Origin of the sequence: Rheinheimera pacifica, from assembly GCF_900108485.1 — a bacterium.
Lineage (GTDB): Bacteria > Pseudomonadota > Gammaproteobacteria > Enterobacterales > Alteromonadaceae > Alishewanella > Alishewanella pacifica.
This window is the reverse complement of sequence record NZ_FNXF01000008.1, coordinates 33,246-59,125: the sequence shown is the minus strand read 5'-3', so window position 1 is coordinate 59,125 and position 25,880 is coordinate 33,246. Positions and strand designations below refer to the sequence as shown.

At 49.0% G+C, this 25,880-nt stretch carries 24 protein-coding genes; 10 read left to right on the top strand and 14 right to left on the bottom strand.

Annotated features, from left to right (window positions below; all coding sequences use genetic code 11):
• The first annotated feature begins 42 nt into the window (after positions 1 to 42).
• Both BLW68_RS11585 and BLW68_RS11580 read left to right on the top strand, forming a co-directional pair.
• Positions 43 to 2,067 (top strand): heavy metal translocating P-type ATPase, encoded by a 2,025-nt coding sequence (locus BLW68_RS11585; RefSeq protein WP_092793446.1) that lies wholly within the window; start codon positions 43 to 45, stop codon positions 2,065 to 2,067.
• Positions 2,068 to 2,279: 212 nt separating this feature from the next.
• Positions 2,280 to 2,792, top strand: coding sequence for a DUF1993 domain-containing protein (locus BLW68_RS11580; RefSeq protein WP_092793444.1), 513 nt, complete (start codon positions 2,280 to 2,282; stop codon positions 2,790 to 2,792).
• Positions 2,793 to 2,842: 50 nt separating this feature from the next.
• On the opposite strand, the gene ahr is transcribed toward BLW68_RS11580, so the two are convergent.
• The gene (gene ahr / locus BLW68_RS11575; RefSeq protein WP_092793443.1) at positions 2,843 to 3,844 is read right to left on the bottom strand and encodes an NADPH-dependent aldehyde reductase Ahr; all 1,002 of its coding nucleotides are present in this window, start codon (positions 3,842 to 3,844) and stop codon (positions 2,843 to 2,845) included.
• Between the two features lie 233 nt (positions 3,845 to 4,077).
• Between ahr and BLW68_RS11570 the strand changes: the two genes are divergently transcribed.
• Complete coding sequence (locus tag BLW68_RS11570) at positions 4,078 to 5,043, top strand: glycosyltransferase family 2 protein (protein ID WP_092793442.1); 966 nt, start codon at positions 4,078 to 4,080, stop codon at positions 5,041 to 5,043.
• Between the two features lie 190 nt (positions 5,044 to 5,233).
• Entirely contained in the window at positions 5,234 to 6,637 is a 1,404-nt protein-coding gene (gene rimO / locus BLW68_RS11565; protein WP_092793440.1) for a 30S ribosomal protein S12 methylthiotransferase RimO, read from the top strand.
• A gap of 73 nt (positions 6,638 to 6,710) precedes the next feature.
• Here rimO and murI read toward each other — a convergent pair whose 3' ends face one another.
• From murI to BLW68_RS11525, 8 genes are all read right to left on the bottom strand, one after another.
• Complete coding sequence (murI, locus tag BLW68_RS11560) at positions 6,711 to 7,511, bottom strand: glutamate racemase (protein ID WP_092793437.1); 801 nt, start codon at positions 7,509 to 7,511, stop codon at positions 6,711 to 6,713.
• A gap of 43 nt (positions 7,512 to 7,554) precedes the next feature.
• A complete protein-coding gene (locus BLW68_RS11555; RefSeq protein WP_092793433.1) occupies positions 7,555 to 8,256 on the bottom strand; it encodes a DUF6064 family protein in 702 nt (233 codons plus the stop codon).
• A 23-nt stretch (positions 8,257 to 8,279) separates the two neighbouring features.
• Positions 8,280 to 9,161: an aldo/keto reductase gene (locus tag BLW68_RS11550; protein WP_092793621.1), complete on the bottom strand. Its 882-nt coding sequence runs from the start codon at positions 9,159 to 9,161 to the stop codon at positions 8,280 to 8,282.
• A 197-nt stretch (positions 9,162 to 9,358) separates the two neighbouring features.
• A complete protein-coding gene (cls, locus tag BLW68_RS11545) occupies positions 9,359 to 10,864 on the bottom strand; it encodes a cardiolipin synthase (RefSeq protein ID WP_092793431.1) in 1,506 nt (501 codons plus the stop codon).
• A gap of 143 nt (positions 10,865 to 11,007) precedes the next feature.
• Positions 11,008 to 11,808, bottom strand: coding sequence for an alpha/beta hydrolase (locus tag BLW68_RS11540; RefSeq protein ID WP_218141357.1), 801 nt, complete (start codon positions 11,806 to 11,808; stop codon positions 11,008 to 11,010).
• 509 nt (positions 11,809 to 12,317) lie between these two features.
• Positions 12,318 to 12,647 carry a hypothetical protein gene (locus BLW68_RS21130; RefSeq protein ID WP_092793429.1) on the bottom strand — a complete coding sequence of 110 codons (330 nt, stop codon included), beginning with the start codon at positions 12,645 to 12,647 and terminating at the stop codon, positions 12,318 to 12,320.
• A 289-nt stretch (positions 12,648 to 12,936) separates the two neighbouring features.
• Positions 12,937 to 13,284 (bottom strand): nuclear transport factor 2 family protein, encoded by a 348-nt coding sequence (locus tag BLW68_RS11530; RefSeq protein WP_092793428.1) that lies wholly within the window; start codon positions 13,282 to 13,284, stop codon positions 12,937 to 12,939.
• 12 nt (positions 13,285 to 13,296) lie between these two features.
• Positions 13,297 to 13,779, bottom strand: a complete 483-nt coding sequence (locus BLW68_RS11525) for a GNAT family N-acetyltransferase (RefSeq protein WP_245728323.1) — start codon at positions 13,777 to 13,779, stop codon at positions 13,297 to 13,299.
• Between the two features lie 225 nt (positions 13,780 to 14,004).
• On the opposite strand from BLW68_RS11525, the gene BLW68_RS11520 reads away from it, so the two are divergent.
• Positions 14,005 to 14,595 (top strand): LysE family translocator, encoded by a 591-nt coding sequence (locus BLW68_RS11520; RefSeq protein ID WP_092793424.1) that lies wholly within the window; start codon positions 14,005 to 14,007, stop codon positions 14,593 to 14,595.
• Here BLW68_RS11520 and BLW68_RS11515 read toward each other — a convergent pair.
• Entirely contained in the window at positions 14,581 to 15,444 is an 864-nt protein-coding gene (locus BLW68_RS11515) for an AraC family transcriptional regulator (protein WP_092793423.1), read from the bottom strand. The two genes, BLW68_RS11520 and BLW68_RS11515, sit on opposite strands and share 15 nt — an antisense overlap.
• Positions 15,445 to 15,652: 208 nt before the next feature.
• Between BLW68_RS11515 and fusA the strand changes: the two genes are divergently transcribed.
• Entirely contained in the window at positions 15,653 to 17,758 is a 2,106-nt protein-coding gene (gene fusA, locus BLW68_RS11510) for an elongation factor G (protein WP_414708947.1), read from the top strand.
• 105 nt (positions 17,759 to 17,863) lie between these two features.
• On the opposite strand, the gene BLW68_RS11505 is transcribed toward fusA, so the two are convergent.
• From BLW68_RS11505 to BLW68_RS11490, 4 genes are all read right to left on the bottom strand, one after another.
• Positions 17,864 to 18,619 carry a 3-keto-disaccharide hydrolase gene (locus BLW68_RS11505; RefSeq protein WP_092793617.1) on the bottom strand — a complete coding sequence of 252 codons (756 nt, stop codon included), beginning with the start codon at positions 18,617 to 18,619 and terminating at the stop codon, positions 17,864 to 17,866.
• Positions 18,620 to 18,674: 55 nt separating this feature from the next.
• Positions 18,675 to 19,226, bottom strand: coding sequence for a gluconate 2-dehydrogenase subunit 3 family protein (locus BLW68_RS11500; RefSeq protein WP_092793419.1), 552 nt, complete (start codon positions 19,224 to 19,226; stop codon positions 18,675 to 18,677).
• Between the two features lies 1 nt (position 19,227).
• On the bottom strand, positions 19,228 to 20,919 hold the full coding sequence (locus tag BLW68_RS11495; RefSeq protein ID WP_092793417.1) for a GMC oxidoreductase: 1,692 nt from the start codon (positions 20,917 to 20,919) through the stop codon (positions 19,228 to 19,230).
• A gap of 100 nt (positions 20,920 to 21,019) precedes the next feature.
• On the bottom strand, positions 21,020 to 21,919 hold the full coding sequence (locus BLW68_RS11490; RefSeq protein ID WP_092793416.1) for a hydroxypyruvate isomerase family protein: 900 nt from the start codon (positions 21,917 to 21,919) through the stop codon (positions 21,020 to 21,022).
• Between BLW68_RS11490 and BLW68_RS11485 the strand changes: the two genes are divergently transcribed.
• The 4 genes from BLW68_RS11485 to BLW68_RS11470 all read left to right on the top strand — a co-directional run bounded on the left by BLW68_RS11485 (position 21,908) and on the right by BLW68_RS11470 (position 25,879).
• Complete coding sequence (locus tag BLW68_RS11485; protein ID WP_143039954.1) at positions 21,908 to 22,234, top strand: hypothetical protein; 327 nt, start codon at positions 21,908 to 21,910, stop codon at positions 22,232 to 22,234. The two genes, BLW68_RS11490 and BLW68_RS11485, sit on opposite strands and share 12 nt — an antisense overlap.
• Positions 22,235 to 22,294: 60 nt before the next feature.
• A complete protein-coding gene (locus tag BLW68_RS11480; RefSeq protein WP_092793413.1) occupies positions 22,295 to 23,308 on the top strand; it encodes a LacI family DNA-binding transcriptional regulator in 1,014 nt (337 codons plus the stop codon).
• A gap of 24 nt (positions 23,309 to 23,332) precedes the next feature.
• Positions 23,333 to 24,220, top strand: coding sequence for a sugar phosphate isomerase/epimerase family protein (locus BLW68_RS11475; protein ID WP_092793411.1), 888 nt, complete (start codon positions 23,333 to 23,335; stop codon positions 24,218 to 24,220).
• A gap of 201 nt (positions 24,221 to 24,421) precedes the next feature.
• Positions 24,422 to 25,879 carry a circularly permuted type 2 ATP-grasp protein gene (locus BLW68_RS11470; protein ID WP_092793409.1) on the top strand — a complete coding sequence of 486 codons (1,458 nt, stop codon included), beginning with the start codon at positions 24,422 to 24,424 and terminating at the stop codon, positions 25,877 to 25,879.
• Position 25,880 lies beyond the last annotated feature (1 nt).

Below are 25,880 nucleotides of genomic sequence, written 5' to 3'. Positions count from 1 at the left end.
TATACTGGGGTATAGTATAAAGGTGAGATATAAGGAGCCGATATGAGCGATAAACATAAAGATCACTCTCATTCTGAGACAGAACCCCATTCACATGCCGGTTTTTTAGGCGCCAATACAGAGCTTTTGTTCGCACTTGCCAGTGGTTTTATGCTGGCGGCTGGTTTTATTATCGGTAAAGTGTCAGCAAGTACGCCTGCCTGGCTACCTTTTATCTGTTACCTTAGCGCCTATTTTTTCGGTGGCTTTTTTACCCTGCGTGAAGCCATTGAAAACCTTCGCCATAAACGTTTTGAAATTGACACCTTGATGCTGGTTGCGGCGGCTGGTGCGGCTGCTTTGGGTGCCTGGGCTGAAGGTGCCTTGTTATTGTTCTTGTTTAGTCTGGGACATGCGCTGGAACACTACGCCATGGGCAGAGCTAAACGGGCTATCGAAGCACTGGCGGAGCTGGCCCCTAAAACAGCGATGGTTCGCCGTAATGAGCAACTGCTGGAAATTCCGGTAGAAACATTGGAAGTGGGCGATATTGTGGTCGTTCGCCCCAACGAACGCCTGCCTGCAGACGGTTTTCTGATTAAAGGCACCAGCAGCATTAACCAGGCGCCGGTTACCGGGGAAAGTATTCCGGTTGATAAACACCCGGTTGATGATCCGGAGTTTGCCCGCAAGCGCCCGGATTCTATAGAAGCTGCCAGCAAAGTGTTCGCCGGAACCATAAATGGTGGCGGAGCCATTGAGATAGAAGTGACCAGCCGCTCCAGCGATTCCGCTCTGGCCCGTGCGGTCAAGATGGTGAGCGAAGCAGAGATACGCAAGTCCCCTACTCAACGCTTTACCGATAAATTCGAGCGTATTTTTGTGCCCGCCGTACTGGGACTGGTCGTGATATTGCTGTTTGCCTGGGTCGTTATTGACGAGCCTTTCCGCGATAGTTTTTACCGTGCCATGGCGGTACTGGTTGCCGCCAGCCCCTGTGCACTGGCCATTGCCACCCCCAGTGCCGTATTATCCGGTATTGCCAGAGCTGCCCGTGGCGGCGTATTAATTAAAGGCGGCGCACCATTGGAAGAGCTGGGCGCACTAACCGCCATGGCGTTTGATAAAACCGGCACGCTGACTGAAGGCCGCCCGCATATTACCGATATTGTTGTGGCACAAGGTGTATCAGAAGAAGAACTGCTGCGTGTAGCCGTTGCAGTAGAAGCACTGAGTGACCACCCGCTGGCCGCAGCAATCACCCGTGATGGCCGCAAACGGCTGGCCGGTAAAGAACCAGCCCAGGCAGAAAACCTGCAAAGCTATGCCGGTTTGGGAGTAAGTGCACAACTGGATGGAAAAACGGTCTGGATTGGCAAAGCCAAGATGTTTGGTAATGAAGAAACCGGTCAAGCTATCGCGCCACTAAACCCGCAGACAACAGAAGCCATCAATGATTTGCGCAACAGTGGCCGTACTGTTATGGCAATACGCCACGGAGAGCGCGATTTAGGCGCTATTGGCCTGATGGATACCCCCCGCCCTGCCGCTAAAGCTGCGTTAGCGACCTTACGGCAGCTGGGTATCTCAAGAATGATTATGATCTCCGGTGATAACCAGCAGGTTGCAGAAGCTGTGGCAAAAGAAGTTGGCCTGGATGAAGCCTGGGGCGATTTAATGCCACAGGATAAAGTCACTGCTATCCGTAAATTACGCGAAACAACCCAGGTTGCGATGGTGGGTGATGGTGTTAATGATGCACCGGCCATGGCGAATGCCAGTGTCGGCATTGCCATGGGCGCCGCCGGCTCTGATGTTGCACTGGAAACCGCAGATGTTGCCCTGATGGCAGACGACCTGCACAATCTGCCTTTTGCGGTAGATTTAAGCCGTCGTACCCGCCGCATTATTCTGCAGAATGTATTTGTCAGCCTTGGTGTCGTAGCATTACTGGTGCCAGCAACCATAATGGGGCTGGGCATCGGTGCTGCGGTGGCTGTACATGAAGGTTCAACACTGATTGTGGTATTTAACGCCCTGCGTCTGCTGGCTTATACTCCAGCCAAAAACATAGCGCCAGAAGCATAAATATCATCCCCAAAAAATAATTACAGGCGGCATAATAACGGTAATCATACCAAACGGGCAGTTACTGCCCGTTCTGTACAAGTTGGCACACAACAAGCAGCATTAATATTTTGCCATGGCAGCGCTATATTTTTGGGTGCCGCCATTGCGAAAATAGCAGCAGCCCCCCAAATCTGGGTTTGTATTTGTTTTATTACCCCGGAGGACAGACTATGTTTTACGATATTACCGTAGTGCAATTTAGCAAAATGCTGCAAAATTTAAGCGCCATCCTTGATAAAGGTGCCACCTTTGCTGAAAGTAAAAAAATTGATGTCGCGGTTTTACTGAATTCGCGTTTAGCGCCGGATCAATTTCATCTGATCCGCCAGGTACAAATTGCCTGTGATACTGCCAAATTAGGCGTAGCACGTATCACCGGCAAAACAGATAGCGCCCCCAAGCATGCCGATGATGAAACGACCTTAGCAGATTTACAGCAGCGTATCAGCGATACTGTGGCCTATCTGGCCAGCTTTACCGAGGCTGATTTCAGCCATGCCGCCACGCAAAAAATCACGCAGCCACGCTGGGAAGGTAAATACCTGAGCGGTTATGAGTTTTTAATCCAGCATGTAATACCCAACCTGTATTTCCATATCACTACCACCTACGCTATTTTGCGTCACAATGGTGTCGATGTGGGTAAAAAAGATTATCTGGGTGCGATGCCGTATAAAGTTTAACGCCTAGTGTAAAACGCCGGGCATTAACCCGGCGTTTTCGTCTTTGAAGCTTAGCGCTCCAGTACAATCCGATAGCGGGCTTTACCGCTTTTTAAATGTGCCAGCGCCTCATTTATTTGCTCAAACTTAAACATTTCCACTACCGGTTTAATATTGTGTTGCACGGCAAACTCCAGCATCTTAGCAATAGTTGCCGGGCTGCCTACCGGCGAGCCAGACACAGAACGCTGGGCCATAATCAGGCCAAATACGCCGATATTCAGCGGCTCCAATGTAGCGCCAACAAAGTGCAGCCGGCCTTTTGGCTTTAATGTCGACAGGTATAAATTCCAGTCCAGCGCCACATTCACGGTAGAGATAATTAAATCAAAGCGCCCTGCTGCCTGCTCTATGTCCGCATTATTGCGTGAATTAATACATTGATGCGCACCCAGCGTTTTGGCTTCCTCTGTTTTACTGTCACTGGAGGTGAAAGCTGTTACTTCACAGCCCCAGGCCCGTAAAAACTGCAGCGCGATATGCCCCAGCCCGCCAATACCAATTACGGCCACTTTATCGGTAGGTTTGATATCAAACTGCACCAATGGGTTAAATACGGTAATACCACCACAAAATAGCGGGCCGGCCGTTTTCGCATCCATGCCCTGGGGCAGAGGCACCACGCTGGCAGCATTAGCACGCACTTTATCGGCAAAACCGCCATGGCGGCCCACTATGGTGCCTTGCGCCTGGTTGCAAAGGTTATGATCGCCGCTACCGCAGCTGCTGCACACTTTGCAATAATCTGAATGCCAGCCCAGCCCCACAGCTTGCCCGGTTTTAAGATGGCTAACCGCTTCACCCACAGCACTGATGCGGCCCACTACTTCATGGCCGGCAACCAGCGGGTAAGCTGACATGCCCCATTCATTATTTAACATCGACACATCTGAATGGCAGATCCCACAATAATCCACCTCTATTTCTACATCATCGCGGCCCAGTGTACCCGGTTCATATTGCCAGGGTACCAGTGTACTGTTGGCCTCCAGTGCGGCGTAAGCGTTAATCATATTCTCTCCTGCAAGGTTGCGGTTTAGGTTAGCAATACAACTAACAGTATTAACCAGATCCGCCAAGTTGCGGTGAATTTGGTAAAAAAGACGACCAGGATGCGATACCGTAGAAAATTTAAGCTAAAAAAACCTGCTTTGTGACTATTGGTAACTAACTGTAAAAGCTCTACTTTATCCGTTTTAACCACTGATACACTAGCCGCTTCGCAGTAAGTTGGCTGGTGGTATATATGCAATCGCAGGTTTTGTTGTCTCTTATTGTACCGTTTTACAACGCTGCTGATTATTTTGCTCAGTTGTTGGCGTCGGTTGAAACACAGCTGACAGATGCGGTACAGGTAGTGTTAGTGTGTGACGGCGCAACAGACAACAGCCTGGAGTTAGCACAACAACATATTGCCACATCGGCTAAGCCCGGCAGCTATCTGCTGCTGGAGCAACCCAATAGCGGCGTGAGTGTGGCCAGAAATCTGGGTATTGCCCACAGTACGGGCTGCTATATCGGCTTTCTTGATGCTGATGATGTGATCTTACCCGGCTATATGGCTCAGTTACTGCACGTTATCACACAGCATCAGCCTGATCTGATTGAAATAGGCTATAAACGTTTTAGCGATATATCGGCCCTGCCAACTGCCAGGCCACACTACATGCGCCACAAAGCCGGCAAGCACAAGGTTAGCGCTGTTGCTACTGCTGTATTCCAGTCAAACCGCTGGTTTCCCTGGCTAAGAATATACCGTAAAGCGATAGCGCCAGATTTTAATTTCCCCTCTGGTATCGCATTTTGCGAAGACGTTATGGCAGTACCCACCTTGTACCAGCAAGCGTTTCAGCTGTTTCATTTACGTTTACCGCTTTATGGCTACCGTGAACACAGCTCAAGCGCATCATTTAATGTTAAACCAGAGCAGCAACAGCAACTGCAGCAGTTTATTACCGGCTTGCAGCAAGGCACCTTTTACCCGGCAATACCCGCACGCTGGCGCAATATTTTATTGTTAAATCTGGCTTATTTGTTTTACAGCTTACAACTCAACAACCCGGCAGTTAAAGCACTGCCAGTAGCCTTTGAGCAGCAGTTCAGAACACTGCTGAAACAACTTTGGCTAACACCGGGTTTCTCGCTGCGAAAAAAACTAACACTGGCATTTGCTTCACACTTTTTCCATAAGAATCGGTTGCGGCAGAGCTGAGCAAGCCTGCTCACAGTATTTGCCAGGTATACAAGGCCAGCGTCAATACAATCTGATGATTAAAACACCGGCATTGGTAGCGGCTACGACTATATCTGTTTGTTTTTTGCACAACCTGCTCTGTATCTTTAGCCGGATTCAGGTATAATCCGCCGACTTTTTTCCGGCTACGCCAACTTTAAGAGACACTATGACAGTACAAACCTTTGACCCGACGCAAACCACCACTTTGGATACCGCAACCAAAGCCTTAGCCGAGCAAGCTAAAGCCGGTGCCGGCAAAGGTAATACTATAGGTTTCGTTTCACTGGGCTGCCCGAAAAACCTGGTCGATTCTGAGCGCATTCTTACCCAGCTAAAAAGCGAGGGCTATAACATAGTGCCAAGCTATGACGATGCCCAGTTGGTTATCGTTAACACCTGCGGCTTTATCGACTCGGCCGTGCAGGAATCGTTAGATACCATTGGCGAAGCCTTAGCAGAAAACGGCAAAGTTATTGTTACCGGTTGCCTGGGTGCGCGCGAAGATGAAATCCGCCAGGTACACCCAAATGTACTGGGCATTACCGGCCCGCACTCGTATGAAAACGTGTTAAAGCAGGTGCATGAGTTTGTGCCTAAGCCTAAATATGACCCGTTCACCATGCTGGTGCCGGACCATGGCGTGAAATTAACGCCCAAGCATTATGCCTATTTAAAAATTTCTGAAGGCTGTAACCATCGTTGTACCTTCTGCATTATTCCATCAATGCGTGGTGATTTAGTCAGCCGTCCGGTTGGCGAAGTGCTGGATGAAGCGCAGCGGCTGAAGAATGCCGGTGTAAAAGAGCTGCTGATTATTTCACAAGACACCAGCGCTTATGGCGTAGATGTCAAACACCGCACCGGCTTCTGGAACGGCTCACCGGTTAAAACCTCGATGCAGTCACTGTGTGAAGCACTTGGTGATATGGGTATCTGGGTACGCTTGCACTATGTTTACCCCTACCCGCATGTAGATGACATTATCCCGCTGATGGCACAGGGTAAAGTACTGCCGTATTTGGATATTCCGTTTCAGCATGCCAGCCCGCGCATATTAAAACTGATGAAACGCCCCGGCCAGGCTGATCGCGTATTAGAGCGGATTAAAAAATGGCGTGAGATATGCCCTGAGCTAACCATCCGCTCCACCTTTATTGTTGGCTTCCCCGGTGAAACTGAAGAAGACTTCCAGATGCTGCTCAACTGGTTACAGGAAGCGCAGTTAGATCGCGTCGGTTGCTTTAAATACAGCCCGGTAGAGGGAGCCAAAGCCAACGACTTGCCAGATCCGGTAGCAGAAGAAGTAATGGAAGACCGTTACCACCGCTTTATGCAAACCCAGCAAGCTATCAGCAGTGCCCGCTTGCAAGCTAAGATTGGCAAAACCATTAAAGTGCTGATTGATGAAGTAGACGAAGAAGGCGCTATTGGCCGAAGCTACGCCGACGCGCCGGAAATTGACGGCGCAGTGTACTTAAACGGTTTAACCAGCGTTAAACCAGGTGATGTGATTGATGCCGTGGTTGACGAAGCCGATGAGTATGACTTATGGGCATCCTTGGCAGAATAAATCTTTTTAAGTAAATAGCTAGCAATTCAAACAGGCAGCCGGGGCTGCCTGTTTTCATTTTTACTATGCTGCATTACCATTTTTGCTGTGCTGCTACCGCACTACCCCATAAATACTGCAACTGAGTGTTAAAACTATCAATATTGCCGCTGGTATAAAATATGTCTGTGGCTTTGCCTGCACCGTTGTTTTTGGTGTTTAGTAAATCAGCCTCAGTCAACCGCCGTTGCAGCTCCTTAGCGACTGCCATTTCAGTGCGGATAATGCTGACGTCAGGCCCTGCAATTTCTGCAATGCTGTCTGCAACAAAATTATAATGCGTGCAGCCCAGCACCAGCGTATCAGCGCCTTGTGCCAGCAAGGGCTGAATATAGCTTTTTAGCAAGGCGCGAATGTTGTCGCTGTTAAAAGCCAGCGCTTCTATCAGGGGCACCAGTTGCGGGCAAGGCTGTAATATCACTTTGGCCTGGCCGGCATAACGCTGCGTTAACGTGGCAAAGGCTGGCGTTAATAAGGTGCGTGGCGTGGCCAGCACCCCCACTACGCCGCTTTTGCTGGCCAGTACTGCCGGTTTTACGCCAGGCTCTACTCCGATAATGGGCAGCGGGTATTGCGCCCTCAGTTTGGCAATAGCTGCGGTGGTAGCGGTATTGCAGGCTACCACTATAGCTTTAACCCCACTAGCCGTTAAATGTTGGGTAATATGGTCCATACGCTGGTAAATATAATCGTCGGTTTTTTCACCATAGGGCGCATGGCCGCTATCGGCGACATAAATCAGGCTTTCGTTGGGTAGAAGTTCACGTACCGCACGGGCAACAGAGAGGCCACCAATACCGGAGTCGAAAATACCTATTGCAGCAGAATTAGCCATCAAATGCCCACTTGTAATTTAAGGCAGCAAAATTAGCATATTTTCAGGCTTTTTTTTCGGGATATCGGCATAAAACTGCAATACCGACCAGAGCGGCGGCCAATACAGCGAACAACAGCCAGGCTTCAGTTGCCTGCAGTACCCATAACGTCAGGCCTGACAGCAGCAGCCAGAGCATGGGAATACAAGCGACCAGCCACAAACGCCAGCCCCGCAGCAGCATAAGCGCCAGGCCAAGCGTGCTGATAGCGGTTGGATCGGCATGTATGCCAAACACCTGAGCCTGCCACCAACCGCCGCCGCTAAGCGTTGCCATAAGCGGCAAGGCAAGCAGGCCGGTAAGCGCAATGCCAAGCCCAATCGCAACAGCTGCCGGGCGGCTGTTAGCTACAGCAGACGTATTAGCGGCAGATACCTTGCTGCGGCTAAAACCGGCTAATGCCAGCAATAACAACAATATGGCCTGGGCCAAAAAAGCGTAGCCAACATAATGACCGGCCCAGTTAAGCTGGGCATAGTACTGCATAAAAAACACCACGGCTACAAAAGCCCAAACCGGCGCGATTAGAAGCCAAACCAGCCGCTCACGTTTTTTTAATGCCAGTACCAGCGCTGTAGCACCCAGTGCCAGGCCAAGTAAATGCAGTGGCCACCATGTCTCGTTTATGCGTTCCAGCAGGCGAAAGTACACATCAGCGCTAAAGGGGATAAAATCCTGCAGCTGGTAGCTGACGTAATTATTCATAAGTCATAGTGCGCCTGTGTTAGTCATAGCGAGTCAAAAAAGCGCACCATCTGTTTGCGGTTTTCAGCAGATGGCATCGGGTTAAGGCCGGCGCGCATATTTTCCTGCAAATGCTCAAGCCGGGTAGTGGCGGGAATAGCGCAGCTAATGGCCGGGTGGCTAACAATAAACTTCAGCAAAAACTCAGCCCAGCTAGTGCAACCACACTCTGCCGCCCAGCCGGGCAAGCGCTCGCCACGGCGCTTCAGGTTATTAATCAAACTGCCGCCGTTATAAGGCCGGTTGGCAATTACCGCTATGCCCTTCTCTTTGGCCAACGGCAGCAGCCGGTTTTCTGCTTCGCGCTCGCTAATGTTGTAAGTCAGTTGCACAAAGTCGATGTTTTCAGAGGCCATAATCTGCTCAACCTCGCTGTGCCGGCGGCCATGTGAGGTAGTAATACCGATATAACCCACCTTGCCTGCGGCTTTTAGCTCACGCAGCACCGCCAGGTGTTCGCGCCAGTCACTCAGGTTATGTACCTGCAATAAATCAAACTGCGGTATCTTCCAGCGCTTTTGCAAATCAGCTACCTGCTCACGCGCCGAACCGCCGGCCGGGCTCCAGACTTTCTCGGCGGCAAATAAGCTGTCGGCCATATCTAACTGCGATAAGGCATGGCCCATTACATCGGGGGCCGAGCCATACATGGGGGAAGAGTCAATCATGCCGCCGCCCAGTTCGAAAAAGGCTTTTACCAGTTCAGTGCGTGCCGCAAGCAACCTGGCATCGTTACCCACATTAAAAGTACGCCAGGTGCCCATACCAATTACCGGCAGGGTTTTATTGCTAGCACCAATGGCTTTTTGCCAGCGCCCGCTACTAGCAGCAAAACCGGGCCATGCCGGCAATAAGCTGGCAGCCATAGCCGCCGCAAGTAATTTAATGCTGTGTCTGCGGGTTAAGCGGTTGCTACCAGTGAAACTATTGCTCATGCTAAGCGCCCCTTCAGCTTATTCTGGCCCGGCACTTGTGGTGCCCGGCAGCAAAATAAAGCATACCAGCCCAGCCCCCCAATGCCAAACCAGCACCAGCAACGGAGTATTTCCGCTAACAATTCACGCTATAACACCGGAGACATTAAGTTAGCGGCTTGCGACGCGGCTCTTTTATACCAGGGCCGGCTCTGTACCTCATCTAGTGTCATTTGCCGGGACTGCGAAAAATCGAGCAGAAACTGCTGCTGTAATTGCTGATTAAGTTCAGCATCCGCCAGCAGTGCGGTAATTTCAAAATTCAGCCGAAAAGAGCGATTGTCTAAATTTACCGTACCCACTGCAATAATCTGCTCATCCAGCACAAAACTTTTGGCATGCAAAAAGCCCTGCTGATAACGGTAAATTTTAATACCTGCATCCAGTAGCGGCCCGACAAAAGCATAGGCGGCTAAGCTAACCAACAGGTTGTCTGTACGTTCGGGGATCAATATCCGCACATCAACGCCGCGTAAAGCTGCCAGTTTTAACGCTGCCACTGTGCCTTCATCCGGCACAAAATACGGGCTGGCGATCCAAATCTGTTTAGTGGCACTATTTAACGCATGTTGCATCATCAGGCTGGCCGTTTCAAAACGATCTGCCGGGCCAGAAGGTATGATTAATACCGGAACGTCACTGCCATTTGCCGGTTGGGCCTGCCAGTTTAAATTCGGTAGTTGCTCGCTACTCCAGTACCAGTCTTCGACAAACGATAATTGCAAGCCTAATACCGCCGGGCCACTTAGCTTTAAATGGGTATCGCGCCACTGGCCAAAACGCGGGTCATCACCAAGATATTCATCGCCAACATTAAGGCCGCCCAACCAGCCATGATGGCCATCTGTGACCACAATTTTACGATGATTACGAAAATTCAGCTGAAAGCGATTACCCGGCCCTTTGGTAGAATGAAAAGGCCGTACAAATACACCGGCATCGGCTAATTCCTGGGTATAACGTTTAGGTAAACGGTAACTGCCTATTTCATCAAACAAAAAATAAACTGCCACACCGCTGCGGGCTTTTTCAATCAGCAATTGCTGTAACTGGCGGCCTATCTGGTCGTCGCGCACTATATAAAACTGCACCAGCACATACTGCTCTGCCTGGCGAATGCCGGCAAAAATGCTGTCAAAGGTTTGTTGGCCATCTATCAGCAGTTGGGCGTTATTACCGGTTAAAAATGGCATTTTCGCCAGTGTTTCAACCGCTTCAATGCTGCCACGGATCCGGTTAGACGCCATAACATAAGGCTCAACACCGGCGGTTTTTAACTGATGCTTAGCAAACAACTCATGGTCGGTTTCTTTACGCGAGATCACATATCCCTGAAACCGGCTGCGGCCAAATACCCAATAGGCAGGCACTGCGGCATAGGGGAAGGTATTTAAAGACACTATCCAGGCAATACTGCCCTGTGACGTGCGCGATGACATTAACGCATCAAGCGAGGATAAAGCACCCAGCGTATGAAATAATGCTAACAGCAGAAAAAACACCCGGCGCCGTTTACTGGTTTTTTTGGCTGGACGCCCAGCAGTCGCAGTGTGCGAAGCAAAAGCTTGTTTTAATGCCGAGCTAATTCTAAACATTGGGTGCCTATCAGGCTGTATTTATGGGCAATTTTAGCACGCCCCAACCAACTATGCAGTTGGCTATTTGGCCTGCCTCACTTTACTTTTATTAGCGCAGTTCCAGTTTCCACGCGCGCGAATTGAGCATGCCTGGCGCCTTGTTATATGCCCTTGCGCCGTTGATATGTGTACAACCCCGAGAGCGCATTGTAGAGTCCTGCGGCCATCGTAAAATCATGGCCAACAGCATCGAATTGATTTAACCTTAAGTCCAACTCAGTTGAGCGGTTTCTCATAATCATTTTTGCAAATGAGTCATACACATTTCGCAGCTCACCATTTTCGCTTCCAATATTCATGTACAAATAGCTCCCTACGCTTTCGTTTGAGACAATGTAGTTTTGAGCCGATGTTACGGTTTCTCTCGCCCCCCACCATACAGCTGGGCTAAACGCCAAATAGGCCTGGAAGAGTTTGGGCCGAGAATGAAAAGTATGGATAACAAATAAACCTGCGATGGAGTGACCTGCAATAACATTAAATTTTGTCGTTCGATATTGTTTATTGATGTGAGGAATAAGCTCTGACTCCAGAAAGTCCAAAAACTTATCTCCTCCACCGCCTTCACCAACGGGACCTCTGGGATCTTTGTTCACAGTAGGAGCAAAATCTCTCAGGCGATTACTGCTGGTGAGACCGACAATAATATGCTCGTTTGAGCCATTAGATAGATGCAACCTGTGGAGCATACCGTTTACCAGCTCACCATTAAGTTCGCCATCCAGAACAAATAAAACTGGGTAGGCTTTTGCTATATCTGATTTGTAAGATGACGGTAGTGCAACGGTTATATTCGGTGTTTCCGCGATAATTTTTGACTGCGGTATTTTAAGGCTTACGAAATTCGACGCGTTAACGCCAGTTGAAATAAAAGCAATAATTACCAAAATAACAATTTTCAAAATCGAGAACTCCTTTTCTGTGAAAAAATACTCAAAGGCTTAACTCCCCGTTAACGGGCAGACGTAGTTTGCAAGTCCGTGCCAGTACGGTTTGCGGGTACATGCTTTAAACGGCTGGTTAGACGACTAATTACAACCCATGGTGGCGTCTTATATATTTTATTTTGCCCATGTCGTTGAACTCTAAAGACATGATATTAATGGCAGTATACTCAATAGGTTTATCCATGTAACCAGGTTGCCCTTTGGCGTGTTCTTTAAATTTTACAAAGGTAACGTTGCGGCCGGTCATCATTTCCAGAATATCTATGTTGCTGAAAAATACTTTGTATTACGATCACGAGCAGGCGCAGATTATCTTTTACTATTCCGATTTCTTTTCCAACCTGCAACATGTAGTCCTGATCCAAACTTGCCCCGTATTGCTAACGCCGCCAGCACGCGCGGCTTTGTAGTGAAGGCGAAGCCGCAACGGAAAAGACGTCGCCGTGCCTGGCTTTGTTAGCCACTCAAACTCTGCGGCCAGAGTATTGATGTTGACCAACTTTCTGAATATCAAAGAACAAGTAAATCCGTTCCACATACTCCGACATTTCCACATTCAGGCAGTCCTTTCTTGCCCTAATCAATGTGGTGTCAATGTAATCCCGAACCCAGTTTAAATCTGGGAACCGCTCATCTTTATATATTTCATAGCTAAAAATTCCGTCATTGGTCGTAACATCAAGATGAACGATTTCAATTAGATCGCCAGTGTGCTCACTTGTTACTTTTTTAATGACAACGGCATGGCTAATTATTGAGCATCCATTGACTTTAAGCTTTTTCTTTCTAGGCATGATGTCTCCATATTTGGCTAACGCTTATTCGGCGGGTTGACCCGCACTTAAACACAGGTTAACCTAGATTTGTAAATTTAATATACAGAAAACTACACCGCTTCTTTAAAACTTACAATAACTTATCGGTACAGCTTATATTTGTGCTGGCGACAAATACGGGTTGCCCCGCCTAACAAAGTCCGTGTGGCCTTAGCACCGAATTGGATATAAATACAGCGATGTGAGTGCAAGGAGGTATACCAGATGGTATTTCTGCTTATGGCACATAGCTACCGCTCAAAGCGACTCACCCTGCAGGATAAAACCAAGCATTTATTATTAAGCCATTTTGCATTTCATACACCACTACTACTTCATACGGCTGTTCAGCCATGCCGTATACTCTTTCATGGTCGATAACCTTATTACCCACTACCATGCGTTGCAGCACTTCTGCTCGCAGTGCGGCTATGCTAAAGCGCTCGGTTTTATAAAACGCTTCCAGTGCAGCTCGGCCTTTTAAGGAAGGTGCTGCTGCCGGCATGCGGTAAATGGCAATGTCCTGGTGGTAACAAGCGATAAAAGCAGCGAGATCTTTAGCGTTGTAGGCATCCAACTGGCGTTGTATCGGCAGTGCCGTTTGTTCGTTATTCATAGAGTGGCTGCCTTATTCCAGCGTTTTGGTCATAAACATACTATTCGGGTCGTCCGGGTAATCGGCGAAGCGGCCGCAGTAGTTAAAACCGGCGCTTTGATACAAGGTGCGGGCTGGCAGGAAAAAGTCCATCGAGCCGGTTTCCAGGTAAAGCTGCTTAATACCGCTTTGGCTGGCCTCTGTTAGCAAAAACTGCAGTAAAGCGCGGCCTATGCCCTGCCCCCGTGCTTCGGGTGCCGTGCGCATAGATTTTATCTCAGCCATATCGCTGCTGTGCTGCTTAAGTGCTACGCAACCCAGTAACACATCGCCTCGCCAGGCGCCCCAAAAGCGGATGCCGGGTGCTTGTAATTTACTGATATCCAGCGCATGCACACTCTCTGGCGGCGAGGTGGCATACATATCGTCTAAATGGCCTTGTAATAACTGTATAACCGCTGGCGAATCCAGCCTGCCGGGAATAATTTTCATCGTTGCATTTATTGCCATTGTCATCGTCAATTCCACCGCCACTAATTATCATCTGCTATGCCATTGATAACGCAGCACAACTGTATTGCGTATCAACTTAATCTGTTTTCATTTTGCTGACAACGCTAAGTTAGCCGCTGCTGATAAATAATTCTGCACGGCGGTTAGCAAAGGTCAATTTTGTGCAATACAGCGCTGCTGTTGCCAGCGATAGTAGCGGCCCTGTTGCCTTAATGCGGAATACCCTACATGACTTTTTCACTGATCACGTCGATGGCGCTGTTTGCTTTAGCTGCTTCACTTTCTCCGGGGCCGGTTAATCTGGTTTCTGTTAGCCATGGTGCCCGATATGGAGTAGCTGCCGGGCTGGGCTTTATCAGCGGAGCCACACTGGGTTTTGTCGGGTTATTTCTGCTTATTGGCTTAGGCTTGCAGCAAATTATCGTCGCATTGCCCTGGATCACGGTGACAATACAGTGGCTGGGCGTTAGCTTTTTATTGTATCTGAGTTACCGTTTATTTATTGATAATGGCGAGCCAAACAACCAATCTGCAGCCAAAGCACCAAATTTTATTACCGGTGCCCTGATGCAATGGTTAAATCCCAAAGCCTGGCTTGCGTCTGTCGCCGGTATTGTCGCTTATATTCCTGATGCTAATGCCGAGCTGGTTTTAGTATTTGCCGCGCTGTATTTGCCGGTTTGCTGGCTGTCGTTAGCCGCTTGGCTGTGGGCTGGCATTATACTTGGGCATTACGTGCAAAACCCCGCCCGCATGCGTTGGTTAAATAAAACTCTGGCGGTATTGCTGGCACTTAGTTGTACCTTACTCTTGCTGTAGATCGTGCTGTAACTCTTGCTGCAATAGCGCGCTTCTATACTGAGCAGGCGTTGCCGCCACGCGTTGCTTAAATGCCCGCTGAAAATGAGCCTGATCGCTAAAGCCTGTATCATGTGCCACAGTCGCAATTGTCTCGCCCTGCTTCAATGCCCGCTGAGCAATTTGCACCCGCCGGTTTAACCGGTAAGCATGCGGTGTCATATTAAAATGGCGTTTAAAGGCACGTACCAGATAACCGGTGCTGAAACCGAAAGTGGCGCTAATAACATTAATAGCGGTGTCTTCTGCACAGTGCTGTGCCAGATAATGCGCAACCTGGTGCAGCTTATGCGGCACCACCGGGGTATCGACGATACCGTCGTGATTGCCCAGGCGTAAAAATAATACTTTCAGGTAAGCCCGCAAAGCGGTGTCTTTCTCTGCGACAACACAATGCGGCGACAGAAGAGCCTGTGCCATAGTAACAAAACCGGTAAATAACGCCGGGCAACTCAACATATCTGCCCGCGTATCGCACCAACTATGTTGCGCTGTTATACCTTCTGCATACAAAAAAGCGGCCAACCAGCTTTTATCCAAATGCATCATATAATACGCCCACGGCGAGTTTTGCTGCGGGTTACACGCATGCACCTCATCAGGGTTCATTATAACCAGTGCCCCGCTTTGCACATAATACAAGCGGTCGCCGCAGACAAACTCACTCTGTCCAGCCAGAATAGCGCCAACAGACCATTGTTGATGTGTGTGAGGCGCATAGCTAACCAGGCGGCCGTCCAGTACCTGGCGCAGCTCAACATACGGCATAGCCACATTACGCCAGAACAACGGCTGAGTTGAAGGGGGCATTCATTACTCCTGTAAATAAACAATACACTGTAGCGGCGCAGCAATGCCATAACCGGATAACCCAACGCTTTACCGCACCTAAGTTTATGCTGTCAGCCTGCTTTGACAGCATGGAGAAAAAATTAGCCGCCGGGCACATTTTTTTTCCTGCAAAACGTTTTGAAATCCTGTATATTACCGCACTATTTTCAAACCCTAGCTTATTGAGATTACTATGTCAGCAGATTTATCCTTATATAGAAACATTGGTATCTTCGCCCACGTTGATGCCGGCAAAACCACTACTACCGAGCGTATCCTGAAACTGACCGGTAAAATCCATAAGTTAGGTGAAGTTCACGAAGGTGAATCTACTACCGACTTTATGGAACAGGAAGCCGAGCGCGGTATTACTATCCAGTCAGCAGCAGTAAGCTGTTTCTGGAAAGGCTACCGTTTCAACGTTATCGATACACCAGGCCACGTTGACTTCACCGTTGAAGTTTACCGTTCTCTGAAAGTATTAGACGGCGGTATCGGTGTATTCTGTGGTTCAGGTGGTGTTGAGCCGCAATCAGAAACCAACTGGCGCTATGCTAACGACGCTGAAGTATCACGTCTGATCTTCGTTAACAAACTGGACCGTATCGGTGCTGACTTTATCCGCGTTACTGAGCAGGTGAAGAAAGTTCTGGGCGCAAACCCACTGATCATGGTGTTACCAATCGGCCGTGAAGACACTTTCAAAGGTGTGGTTGACCTGTTAACGCAAAAAGCGTACATCTGGGACGAAACTGGCTTACCAGAAAACTACTCGATCACTGACGTACCAGCCGATATGGCCGATGACGTGGAAATGTACCGTCAACAGCTGATCGAAACAGCATTAGAGCAAGACGACGACCTGCTGATGGCTTACATGGAAGGTGAAGAGCCTTCAATCGAAGATATCAAGCGTTGTATCCGTAAAGGTACACGTGACCTGGCATTCTTCCCCACTTACTGTGGTTCTGCCTTTAAAAACAAAGGTATGCAGTTAGTTCTGGACGCCGTTGTTGATTATCTGCCAAGCCCGACTGAAGTTGTACCACAGCCGCTGACTGACGAAGAAGGTAACGAAACCGGCCAGAGCGCTATTGTTTCTGCTGACGAGCCATTCCGCGCTTTAGCGTTCAAAATCATGGATGACCGTTTCGGCGCCCTGACTTTCGTGCGTATTTACTCTGGTGTACTGAACAAGGGTGACACCATCCTGAACTCTTTCACCGGTAAAACTGAGCGTATCGGCCGTATGGTTGAAATGCAGGCTAATGACCGTACCGATCTGACTACTGCTCAGGCCGGTGACATCATTGCTTTAGTAGGTATGAAAAATAACACCCAGACTGGCCACACTCTGTGTGATCCTAAGCACCCTTGTACACTTGAGCCAATGGTATTCCCAGAGCCGGTAATCTCTATCTCTGTTACGCCAAAAGACAAAGGTTCAGTGGAAAAAATGGGTATCGCTATCGGTAAGATGGTTGCTGAAGATCCAACTTTCCGTGTTGAAACTGATATCGACTCAGGTGAAACCATCCTTAAAGGTATGGGTGAACTGCACTTAGATATCAAAGTAGACATCTTAAAGCGTACTTACGGTGTTGAATTAGTTGTAGGCCAGCCGCAGGTTGCTTACCGCGAAACTATCACCCGTGAAGTTGAAGACAGCTACACGCACAAGAAGCAATCTGGTGGTTCTGGTCAGTACGGTAAAATCGACTACCGCATTCGTCCGGGCGAGCAAAACTCTGGCTTCACATTCAAATCAACGGTAGTTGGTGGTAGCGTACCAAAAGAGTTTATGCCTGCTATCGAGAAAGGTTTCGAGTCTATGATGTCAACCGGTACTCTGGCTGGATTCCCGGTATTAGACGTTGAAGTTGAAGTATTCGACGGTGGTTTCCACGCAGTTGACTCATCAGCTATCGCGTTCGAAATCGCTGCTAAAGGCGCTTTCCGTCAAACTATGCCGAAAGCTGGCGCGCAACTGCTTGAGCCAATCATGAAAGTTGACGTGTTTACACCAGAAGATCACGTAGGTGATGTTATCGGTGACTTAAACCGTCGTCGCGGCATGATCTCTGGTCAGGAAGCTGGTGTAACTGGCGTACGTATTAAAGCTGACGTACCACTGTCAGAAATGTTCGGTTATATCAGTACTCTGCGTACTATGACTTCTGGCCGTGGCCAGTTCTCTATGGAGTTCTCGCACTATTCACCGTGCCCGACTAACGTAGCTGACGCTGTTATCGCCAAAGAAAAAGAAAAGAAAGCTGCCGCTGCTAAAAACTAAGCAGTAAGCTGGTTGGAAAAAGCCCCGCGGTGTAAACCAGCGGGGCTTTTTTATTGGCGCTATCGCGCCGGGCTCAGAGCTTCAGCTTGGTTTTCAAAGCTTCGCTCAGAGCTTTCTCAGCCAGATATTACGAAAACTTACGTTATCACCATGGTCTTGTAATTTCAGCGGCAGGCAACCGTGGGCTTTTACCTGCGGCTGGCCTATCCATTCAGTGGTACCGCTAATTTCAGTATGGTTTTGCACTAACACACCATTGTGCAGCACGGTAACATAGCCCGGCGATACACGTTTTTCACCATCAAACCGTGGCGCGGTGTAAATAATATCGTAATGTTGCCATTCGCCTGTCGGGCGGGTGGCATTAACCAGCGGTATGCTTTGTTTATATACGGCAGCGGCCTGACCATTCGGGTAGGTTTTATTCTGGTATGAATCTAAAATCTGAATTTCATACATTTCCTGCAAAAAAATGCCGCTGTTATTGCGCAACTGGCCTTCTTTATCCATCCTGTCGTTGCCAGCCCGCCATTCCAGATGCAACTGAATATCACAGAACGATGCTTTACTGCGGATATCGCCTGTACCCGGCTTTACCGTTAATACGCCATCGGCCATAGTCCACTGCGCTTTAGCGCCGGTATTAACCGATTGCCACTGCGATAAAGTGTTGTCCAATAGTTGGATTGCATCTGACGGCGCCTGGCCTTCGGCTGCGGTAACCACCGGCGGCACCGGCGCCCAGACTTCCGTTTTAGCCGCCAAGGCATGGCGCTGTGCATCAGTCAGTTTGCTGATATCCGTATCTGCAATAGCAGCTGTGGTAAAAGACAACGCTGCGCCAATCAGTAAATAATTCATCATTAACACCTTAAAAAAGGCGGCCGCAGCCGCCTGTAAACACACCAACCCCGGCTCAGGTTGCCCAGGCACGATCGCCTTTTTTATACGGCAGATTGCCATCATAGCGGCCCGGAATAGCAACATAACGCAGCACTTCAGTCGCACCCACTTTGGAGGTGAAAAACACCATCAGCGTAAGCTGTTTAATCAGGGTAAAGTAATGCGGTAACGGGTTGTTTATACTCTGTTTTGCCTGCTGATCCAGCGTATTCAGCAACTGGTGTTTTTGCGCGGCGCTCAGTTGCATAAAGTCTTTGCCAAACTGTTGTTTTGCTAAGGCTTTTATTGTTTTTAAGCCGTCAAAAAATACCGTCTGGTATTTCAGCTCATAACAGTCGGCTACCATTACTGCCATCATAGCGCCACAGGCGGCATCTTTCGCTCCTGGCGTAGTGGTTTTTGGCAAAATGGTTTCGGCAATTTCGTCCATAAAAGCAGTATCAGAGGGTGTAAACAGCGTTGTACCGGCATCGGCTGATTTGAGCCCCGCAGCCCATAAATCGCCGCCTACCAGCGCCATACCGGTAGCTGCTGCAATCATTTTTAACAGATCACGTCTGTCCATATTACAGCTCTCCTTTTTTCAGCGCGTCTACCGCATAGGCCGCAGCACGGGCCGTTAGCGCCATATAGGTTAACGACGGATTGACACAGGAAGCTGACGTCATACAGGCGCCATCAGTGATAAACACGTTAGGCGCATCCCATACCTGGTTAAAACCATTTAATACCGAGGTTTTGGGGTCCCGCCCCATACGGGCGGTGCCCATTTCATGGATCCCTTTACCCGGATGGCATTCGCCGTTAAAGCCGCGGACGTTTTTAGCCCCGCCCGCTTCAAGAATATCGATACCATCCTGCATCATATCTTTACGCATTTTAATTTCGTTGGCTTTAAGCTCGGCGTCCATCGCTAAAACGGGTAAGCCCCATTTATCTTTAACTGTGCGGTCTAACGAAATTTTATTGCTGTGGTCCGGTAAAATTTCACCGAAGCCACTCATACCAATAGTCCAGGGGCCCGGCTCTGCCAGCGCATTTTTTAAATCGGCACCAATGCCTACCTCAGCCACGTTGCGTTGCCAGCCCTGACGGCTTGCCGCGCCCTGATAACCAAAACCACGTAAATAATCACGTTTATCGCCGCCCCAGTTACGAAAACGCGGAATATAAAAACCGGTAGGGCGACGGCCAAAATAGTATTTGTCGTCAAAGCCTTCAACTTCACCAAAGGCACCGGCGTTTAAATGGTGGTCCATCACATTGTGACCCAGCTCACCGCTGCTGCTGCCCAAACCATCCTGCCAGATATCGGTGGCGGAATTCATCAGCACCCAGGTGGAGTTAAAGGCAGAAGCGTTCAAAAACACAATTTTGCTGGTAAATTCATAAGTCTGGTTGGTTTCACTGTCCAGCACTTCAACGCCACGGGCGCGTTTTTTATCTTTGTCGTACAGCACCTGGGTAACAATAGAAAACGGCCGTACAGTTAAATTGCCGGTTTTCAGCGCCACAGGCAACGTAGCTGACTGAGTACTGAAATAAGCGCCAAAAGGACAACCCAACCAGCATTTATTGCGGTACTGGCAGTTAACCCGGTTTTGTTCGGGTTTGGGCTGCGAAATATTAGCGGTGCGGCCACAGATCAAATGCCGGCTGCCACCAAAGGCTTTTTTCAGGCGTGCGGCTACTGCCTGCTCTACCACGTTTAATTCAAAGGCTGGCAGGTACTGGCCGTCCGGTAATACATCCAGGCCGTCGCGGTTGCCGGAAATACCGGCGAAACGTTCAACGTAGTCGTACCAGGGCGCTATATCGGCGTAGCGAATTGGCCAGTCTACCGCTATACCTTCGCGTAAGTTGGCCTCAAAATCAACTTCATTTAAACGGTAACTCTGGCGCCCCCACAACAATGAACGGCCGCCCATCTGGTAACCACGGAACCAGTCAAAACGTTTTTTCTCCACATAGGGCGAATCCTGATCGCTGGCCCACATGCCATAGGTGCTTTCATTTAGCGGGTAATCCCGCTGCAGCACCGGATGCAGTGCTTTCATTTTTTCGGTTGGTCTGTCGCGGTGCGGAAAGTCCCACGCTTCTTTATGCGCATTGGTGTAACCTTTGATATGTTCAATATCGCGGCCACGTTCTAACAATAATACTTTCAGGCCTTTTTCAGTCAGCTCTTTGGCAGCCCAGCCGCCGCTGATGCCGGAACCGACCACTATGGCGTCGTAATGATTTTGCGCAACTGTCATGCTGTTGCTCCCCGTTGAAACCTTATGCCTTGCTAAACTTCAGCTGTAAGGTTCTATTTTCATTATAATTAGCAAAACGGTCTGGCCGCTTTGTCCCGGTTTAAACGTCACAAATACTAATGGCCTGCGCCAGCGACTGCACTCTGCCGGCTTTGGTTTTGGCAGTGGGTATAAATTCCTGCGCCAGATAGCCGGTAAAGCCGGTGTCACGAATGGCTTTGGCTATGGCGCCATAGTTCAGCTCCTGCGTATCATCAATTTCATGGCGGCCCGGCACGCCGGCGGTGTGATAGTGGCCGAAATACTGATGGTTATTTTTAATAGTGCGGATAATGTCACCTTCCATAATCTGCATATGGTAGATGTCGTACAACAGCTTAAAATTGTCTGAGTTCAGCCGTTTACACAGTTCAATAGCCCAGGCTGAACTATCTGCCAGATAATCAGGGTGATCAACTTTGCTGTTAAATAGCTCCATTTGCAGCACTACCCCGCGTTTTTCCGCCTGTGGCAGTATTTGTTTTAGCCCCTGTACGGCGTTTTGCAGCGCGGTTTCTCTATCCATGCCACGGGCATTGCCACTAAAACAGATCAGGTTTTTATAGCCGGCCTCTGCCACCAAATCTATATGCGTTAAGTAGCGTTGTATCAGCTGCGGATGAAACTTCGGATCCGACCAGCCATCTTCCAGATTAAGCTCAGCGCCGTTACACATCGAGCTATCAACACCATGCTGTTTTAATACCGGCCAATCTTGTGGCCCAACCAAATCTATCGCAGTAAAGCCTAAAGATTTAACCAGCAGACACAGCTCTTCGATGGCTAAATCACCGTACGTCCAGCGGCTGACAGAATGGCGGATATTACCTTTGAGCGCGCTGTTAACCGGCACAGCCTGCACTGCACTACTTAACAACAAACCTGGCCCCAACACCGAAGCGCCGAGTGCGCCGGTAGCCAGTTGTTTTAACAGTTCACGGCGGGGTAATTGCTGCTTCATGCCACTTATCCTCTGCTTAACGCGGCTTGGATGACTTTTTTGCAGGCGGTGATCAGAATCAGCCCCTGGTGCAAAATTAAAGCACAAGCAAAATGTAACGGATTACATTTTGTTTCGTCAACACAAAATCCGCTATTTGCCGCAAATATTGCACTTTATTTGCGCAACATCGCAAAACACCCACCAAAAAAGAGCAAAAGCACTAAAAGAGTTTGCTATATTTTTGCCGCTATTGCCTTCACTTTTATAACAAATTGCCTTATAAATGTTATCGGTTACATCAATGTCATCTGGCAGGCGTTTTCAAAGGCATAGGTGCACATAGTTGAATATCCAGATAAAATCCGGGATACATTAATAAGATGAAAATTATCCATGTCCAATATTCGTGATGTAGCACAATTGGCTGGAGTATCGGTGGCCACTGTGTCCCGTGCTTTGCAGCAACCTGATTTAGTGTCATTAAAAACCCGCACTAAAGTACTGTCTGCCGTAAAGCAGCTTGGTTACAGACCTAACCTGATGGCGGTACGATTTCGCTCCGGTAAAACCCGTAACCTGGTGGTACTGGTGCCTACTGTTGCCAACGTGTTTTTTGCCAGGGTGATCAGTGGCATGCAACAAGCCGCACATGACAAAGGCTATTCATTGCTGTTATGCAACACGCTGGCGGACGAAGCCATGGAGCAAAGTTACGCCCGTATGGTACATACCTCACAGGCCGACGGTTTAATTCAGTTGCGGGCGCATAACCCTTTTGCTCAGTTGGAAATGAAAACCGGCAGCGTATTGCCTATGGTAAACGCCTGTGAAGTACTCGACCGTATTGCCTGCCCTACAGTGCTGTTAGATAACCGGGCTGCAGCCTGTGCAATGACTGAACATTTGCTGCAACTTGGCCACAAACGTATTGCGATGATTAAAGGCCCGGCGCGCAGCCCGCTTACCCGTGACCGGGTAGCAGGATATCGTGATGCATTAGACGCCGCCGGCGTCGCTTTTGATGAAAGCTTGTTGTATCCGGGCGATTTTACTTTGCAATCCGGCCATAAAGCCGCTACCGAGTTATTGGCGTTAGCTACGCCTCCTACCGCGTTATTTTGTGAAAACGATGAAATGGCGATAGGCGCGATACAGGGCATCAAACAAGCAGGTTTAAGCGTGCCCGGCGATGTTTCGGTGGCAGGTTTTGATGATATTTCTTTTGCTGCCTTTAGCGATCCCCCTCTGACAACCATAGCCCAGCCGGCTGAGGAGTTTGGCAGTACAGCGGTAAGCTTATTAATAGATTTACTTGACGGTCGTTTAGGTAAAGCACCTAAAGTTATTTTACCTTTTGATCTTATTCAACGCGCCAGTACAGGCCCTGCTCCGGCAGTATCAGGCTGACGTAAACCAGAGCAGGAGTATCTGATGGCATACGACAATTCAACCTTTAGGCAACAGCCGCAACTGCCGGATAAGCAAAAGCGACAATTTTTGCAACTCGGCGCCCTGGGTTTAGGTATGGCAGGTTTAGGTTTAACGTCGTTGCCGTTAGCCGCAACCACCACAACCGCTAAAGTTGTACCGGGTTTGCAGCTGTATACACTGCGCGATCTGATGGCACAAAGTGTCGCCGATACACTAAAACTGGTGGCTGGCGTGGGTTACACCCAGGTAGAATTTGCCGGTTATTTTGACCAGACTGCCAGGCAGTTAAAAAGCATTATCGACAGTGAAGGCCTGAGCGCACCGTCATGCCATCAGCCGTTAGAAGCGCTGCAACAAAATCTGGATGGCGTGATTGAACAAGCTCTGATGATGGGCCACCAGTACCTGGTTTTACCTTACCTGTATGAAGCCCAACGTCAGACGTTGGATCAATACAAAGCCCTGGCAGGGTTTATGAATCAGGCGGGCGAACGCATCAAAGCGGCGGGCCTGCAGCTGACTTATCACAATCATGAGTTTGAATTTATTCAGTTGTCCGGCGCCATGCCTTACGATGTGCTGCTTAATGAAACCGACAGCAATCTGGTACAAATGGAGCTGGATTTATACTGGGTGATCAAAGCCGGCCTGAATCCGCTGGATTATATCGCCAAACACCCAGGCCGCTTCCCGCTGTGGCATGTCAAAGATATGGATAGCAACGGTGATTTTGCTGATGTAGGCAAAGGCGTTATTGATTTTAAATCTATTTTCGCTAAAGCCAGCCAGGCGGGTTTAAAGCATGCCTATGTTGAGCGCGATCACACAGACAACAAAATTGAAACCATACGCCAGGGTTTTAGCAGTTTAAGTTCGTTATTGGCCTAAACCTTTACTTTACAGAGCGTAATCCGCTCCCCAGAGTACTGCAACTTAACATACCATCAGCCCCGCCCGTGCAAACCTGCGGGGCTTTTTTATCTGCGTTTTTTACCTGCACTTTTTATCTAGATCATGCAGTGGCACAACCTTTGCTCTGTATCCGTTATGAACAGCATTCTGTCTGCTGTGCGGTGCAAGGAGTTGCTGATGAGTGTAAAAAGCTTTACCCGCGGTGGTTATCCGTTAACCGAAAACTGTTTTGATGAACTGGTTAGCAGTGACGGCAGTGTAAGACCAGTAGCAGCGGCGATTGCCCGCTTTATTGATAAACATGGCGCCACTGAACTATGCCAGCGACAAGAGCAGTTAAATCAAACCATTAGCGATATGGGCGTGTGCTTTACACTATACAGCGACGGCAATAATATCGACCGGGCCTGGCCGCTGGATGTCATGCCGCGCACTATCCCCAGCACTGAATGGCAAAGTACCAGCGCCGGCTTAAAGCAGCGTTTAACCGCGCTGAACCTGTTTATTGATGACTTGTACAACAAGCAAAGTATTCTTAAAGACGGCGTGGTACCGGCAGATTTAGTGTTGCAGTCACGCAACTACCTTGCACCATGTCAGGGCATTTCGCCCCGTTTTGGCGTGTGGGCTAATATTTGCGGCACTGATTTGGTTCGTGATGAAGACGGCCGCTTTCTGGTACTGGAAGATAACCTGCGGGTGCCATCTGGTGTCTCTTACATGCTGGAAAACCGTACCGTAATGAAACGCGTCTTTCCGGAGCTGTTTGCTGAATCAACCATTTACCCGGTAGACGATTACCCACATCAGTTGTGGCGTATGCTGGCATCACTCTCCCCCCGCCACAGCGATGTGCCCTGCATAGTGCTGCTCACCCCCGGCATTTATAATTCGGCTTATTTTGAACACAGCTTTCTGGCGCAGCAAACCGGTATAGAGCTGGCCGAAAACACCGATTTATTTGTTGAAGATGACATTGTCTACTTAAAAAAACTACACGGTAAACAGCGGGTTGATGTGATTTACCGCCGCGTCGATGATGTTTTTATCGACCCACTGGCATTTCGGCCCGACTCGGTGCTGGGCATAGCCGGCCTGATTAAAGCCTGGGCCAAAGGCAATGTGTCTATAGCCAATGCGCCGGGCTCCGGTGTGGCAGATGACAAAGTGATTTACGCCTATGTACCGCAGATTATTCAGTATTATCTGGGCGAAAAACCGCTGATTGATAATGTTGAAACCTTTTTATGTCTGGACCCAAAGCAAAAAAACTATGTGCTGGCCAACCTGGATAAACTGGTGGTAAAACCAGCTAATGAATCAGGCGGTTACGGCATTTTAATTGGCCCGCGTTCAACCCTGGCAGAGCAGCAACAAATGGCCGAGGCTATTAAAGCCAACCCGCGTAATTTTATTGCCCAGCCTACGCTTAACCTGTCTACCGCACCTACGCTGTGCGACGGCGCACTGGAGCCACGCCATCTGGATTTACGGCCGTTTATTTTGCAGGGAAAAGAGCTGTACTGCACAACCGGTGGTTTAAGCCGGGTGGCACTGAAGCGCGGCTCACTGGTGGTAAATTCGTCACAAGGTGGCGGCAGTAAAGACACCTGGATTATCAACGATGAGGTATAAA

What these genes read in the sequence shown, in the direction of transcription:
- BLW68_RS11570 (WP_092793442.1), top strand. Translation starts at nt 4,078, where the DNA reads ATGCAATCGCAGGTTTTGTTGTCTCTTATTGTACCGTTTTACAACGCT.
- BLW68_RS11515 (WP_092793423.1), bottom strand. Translation starts at nt 15,444, where the DNA reads ATGCCCCCTTCAACTCAGCCGTTGTTCTGGCGTAATGTGGCTATGCCG.
- BLW68_RS11525 (WP_245728323.1), bottom strand. Translation starts at nt 13,779, where the DNA reads ATGACAATGGCAATAAATGCAACGATGAAAATTATTCCCGGCAGGCTG.
- BLW68_RS11585 (WP_092793446.1), top strand. Translation starts at nt 43, where the DNA reads ATGAGCGATAAACATAAAGATCACTCTCATTCTGAGACAGAACCCCAT.
- BLW68_RS11580 (WP_092793444.1), top strand. Translation starts at nt 2,280, where the DNA reads ATGTTTTACGATATTACCGTAGTGCAATTTAGCAAAATGCTGCAAAAT.
- rimO (WP_092793440.1), top strand. Translation starts at nt 5,234, where the DNA reads ATGACAGTACAAACCTTTGACCCGACGCAAACCACCACTTTGGATACC.
- BLW68_RS11550 (WP_092793621.1), bottom strand. Translation starts at nt 9,161, where the DNA reads ATGGCTGCCAGCTTATTGCCGGCATGGCCCGGTTTTGCTGCTAGTAGC.
- BLW68_RS11500 (WP_092793419.1), bottom strand. Translation starts at nt 19,226, where the DNA reads ATGGACAGACGTGATCTGTTAAAAATGATTGCAGCAGCTACCGGTATG.
- BLW68_RS11520 (WP_092793424.1), top strand. Translation starts at nt 14,005, where the DNA reads ATGACTTTTTCACTGATCACGTCGATGGCGCTGTTTGCTTTAGCTGCT.
- BLW68_RS21130 (WP_092793429.1), bottom strand. Translation starts at nt 12,647, where the DNA reads ATGCCTAGAAAGAAAAAGCTTAAAGTCAATGGATGCTCAATAATTAGC.
- BLW68_RS11530 (WP_092793428.1), bottom strand. Translation starts at nt 13,284, where the DNA reads ATGAATAACGAACAAACGGCACTGCCGATACAACGCCAGTTGGATGCC.
- cls (WP_092793431.1), bottom strand. Translation starts at nt 10,864, where the DNA reads ATGTTTAGAATTAGCTCGGCATTAAAACAAGCTTTTGCTTCGCACACT.
- BLW68_RS11555 (WP_092793433.1), bottom strand. Translation starts at nt 8,256, where the DNA reads ATGAATAATTACGTCAGCTACCAGCTGCAGGATTTTATCCCCTTTAGC.
- BLW68_RS11495 (WP_092793417.1), bottom strand. Translation starts at nt 20,919, where the DNA reads ATGACAGTTGCGCAAAATCATTACGACGCCATAGTGGTCGGTTCCGGC.
- BLW68_RS11475 (WP_092793411.1), top strand. Translation starts at nt 23,333, where the DNA reads ATGGCATACGACAATTCAACCTTTAGGCAACAGCCGCAACTGCCGGAT.
- BLW68_RS11470 (WP_092793409.1), top strand. Translation starts at nt 24,422, where the DNA reads ATGAGTGTAAAAAGCTTTACCCGCGGTGGTTATCCGTTAACCGAAAAC.
- murI (WP_092793437.1), bottom strand. Translation starts at nt 7,511, where the DNA reads ATGGCTAATTCTGCTGCAATAGGTATTTTCGACTCCGGTATTGGTGGC.
- BLW68_RS11490 (WP_092793416.1), bottom strand. Translation starts at nt 21,919, where the DNA reads ATGAAGCAGCAATTACCCCGCCGTGAACTGTTAAAACAACTGGCTACC.
- ahr (WP_092793443.1), bottom strand. Translation starts at nt 3,844, where the DNA reads ATGATTAACGCTTACGCCGCACTGGAGGCCAACAGTACACTGGTACCC.
- BLW68_RS11480 (WP_092793413.1), top strand. Translation starts at nt 22,295, where the DNA reads ATGTCCAATATTCGTGATGTAGCACAATTGGCTGGAGTATCGGTGGCC.
- BLW68_RS11505 (WP_092793617.1), bottom strand. Translation starts at nt 18,619, where the DNA reads ATGAATTATTTACTGATTGGCGCAGCGTTGTCTTTTACCACAGCTGCT.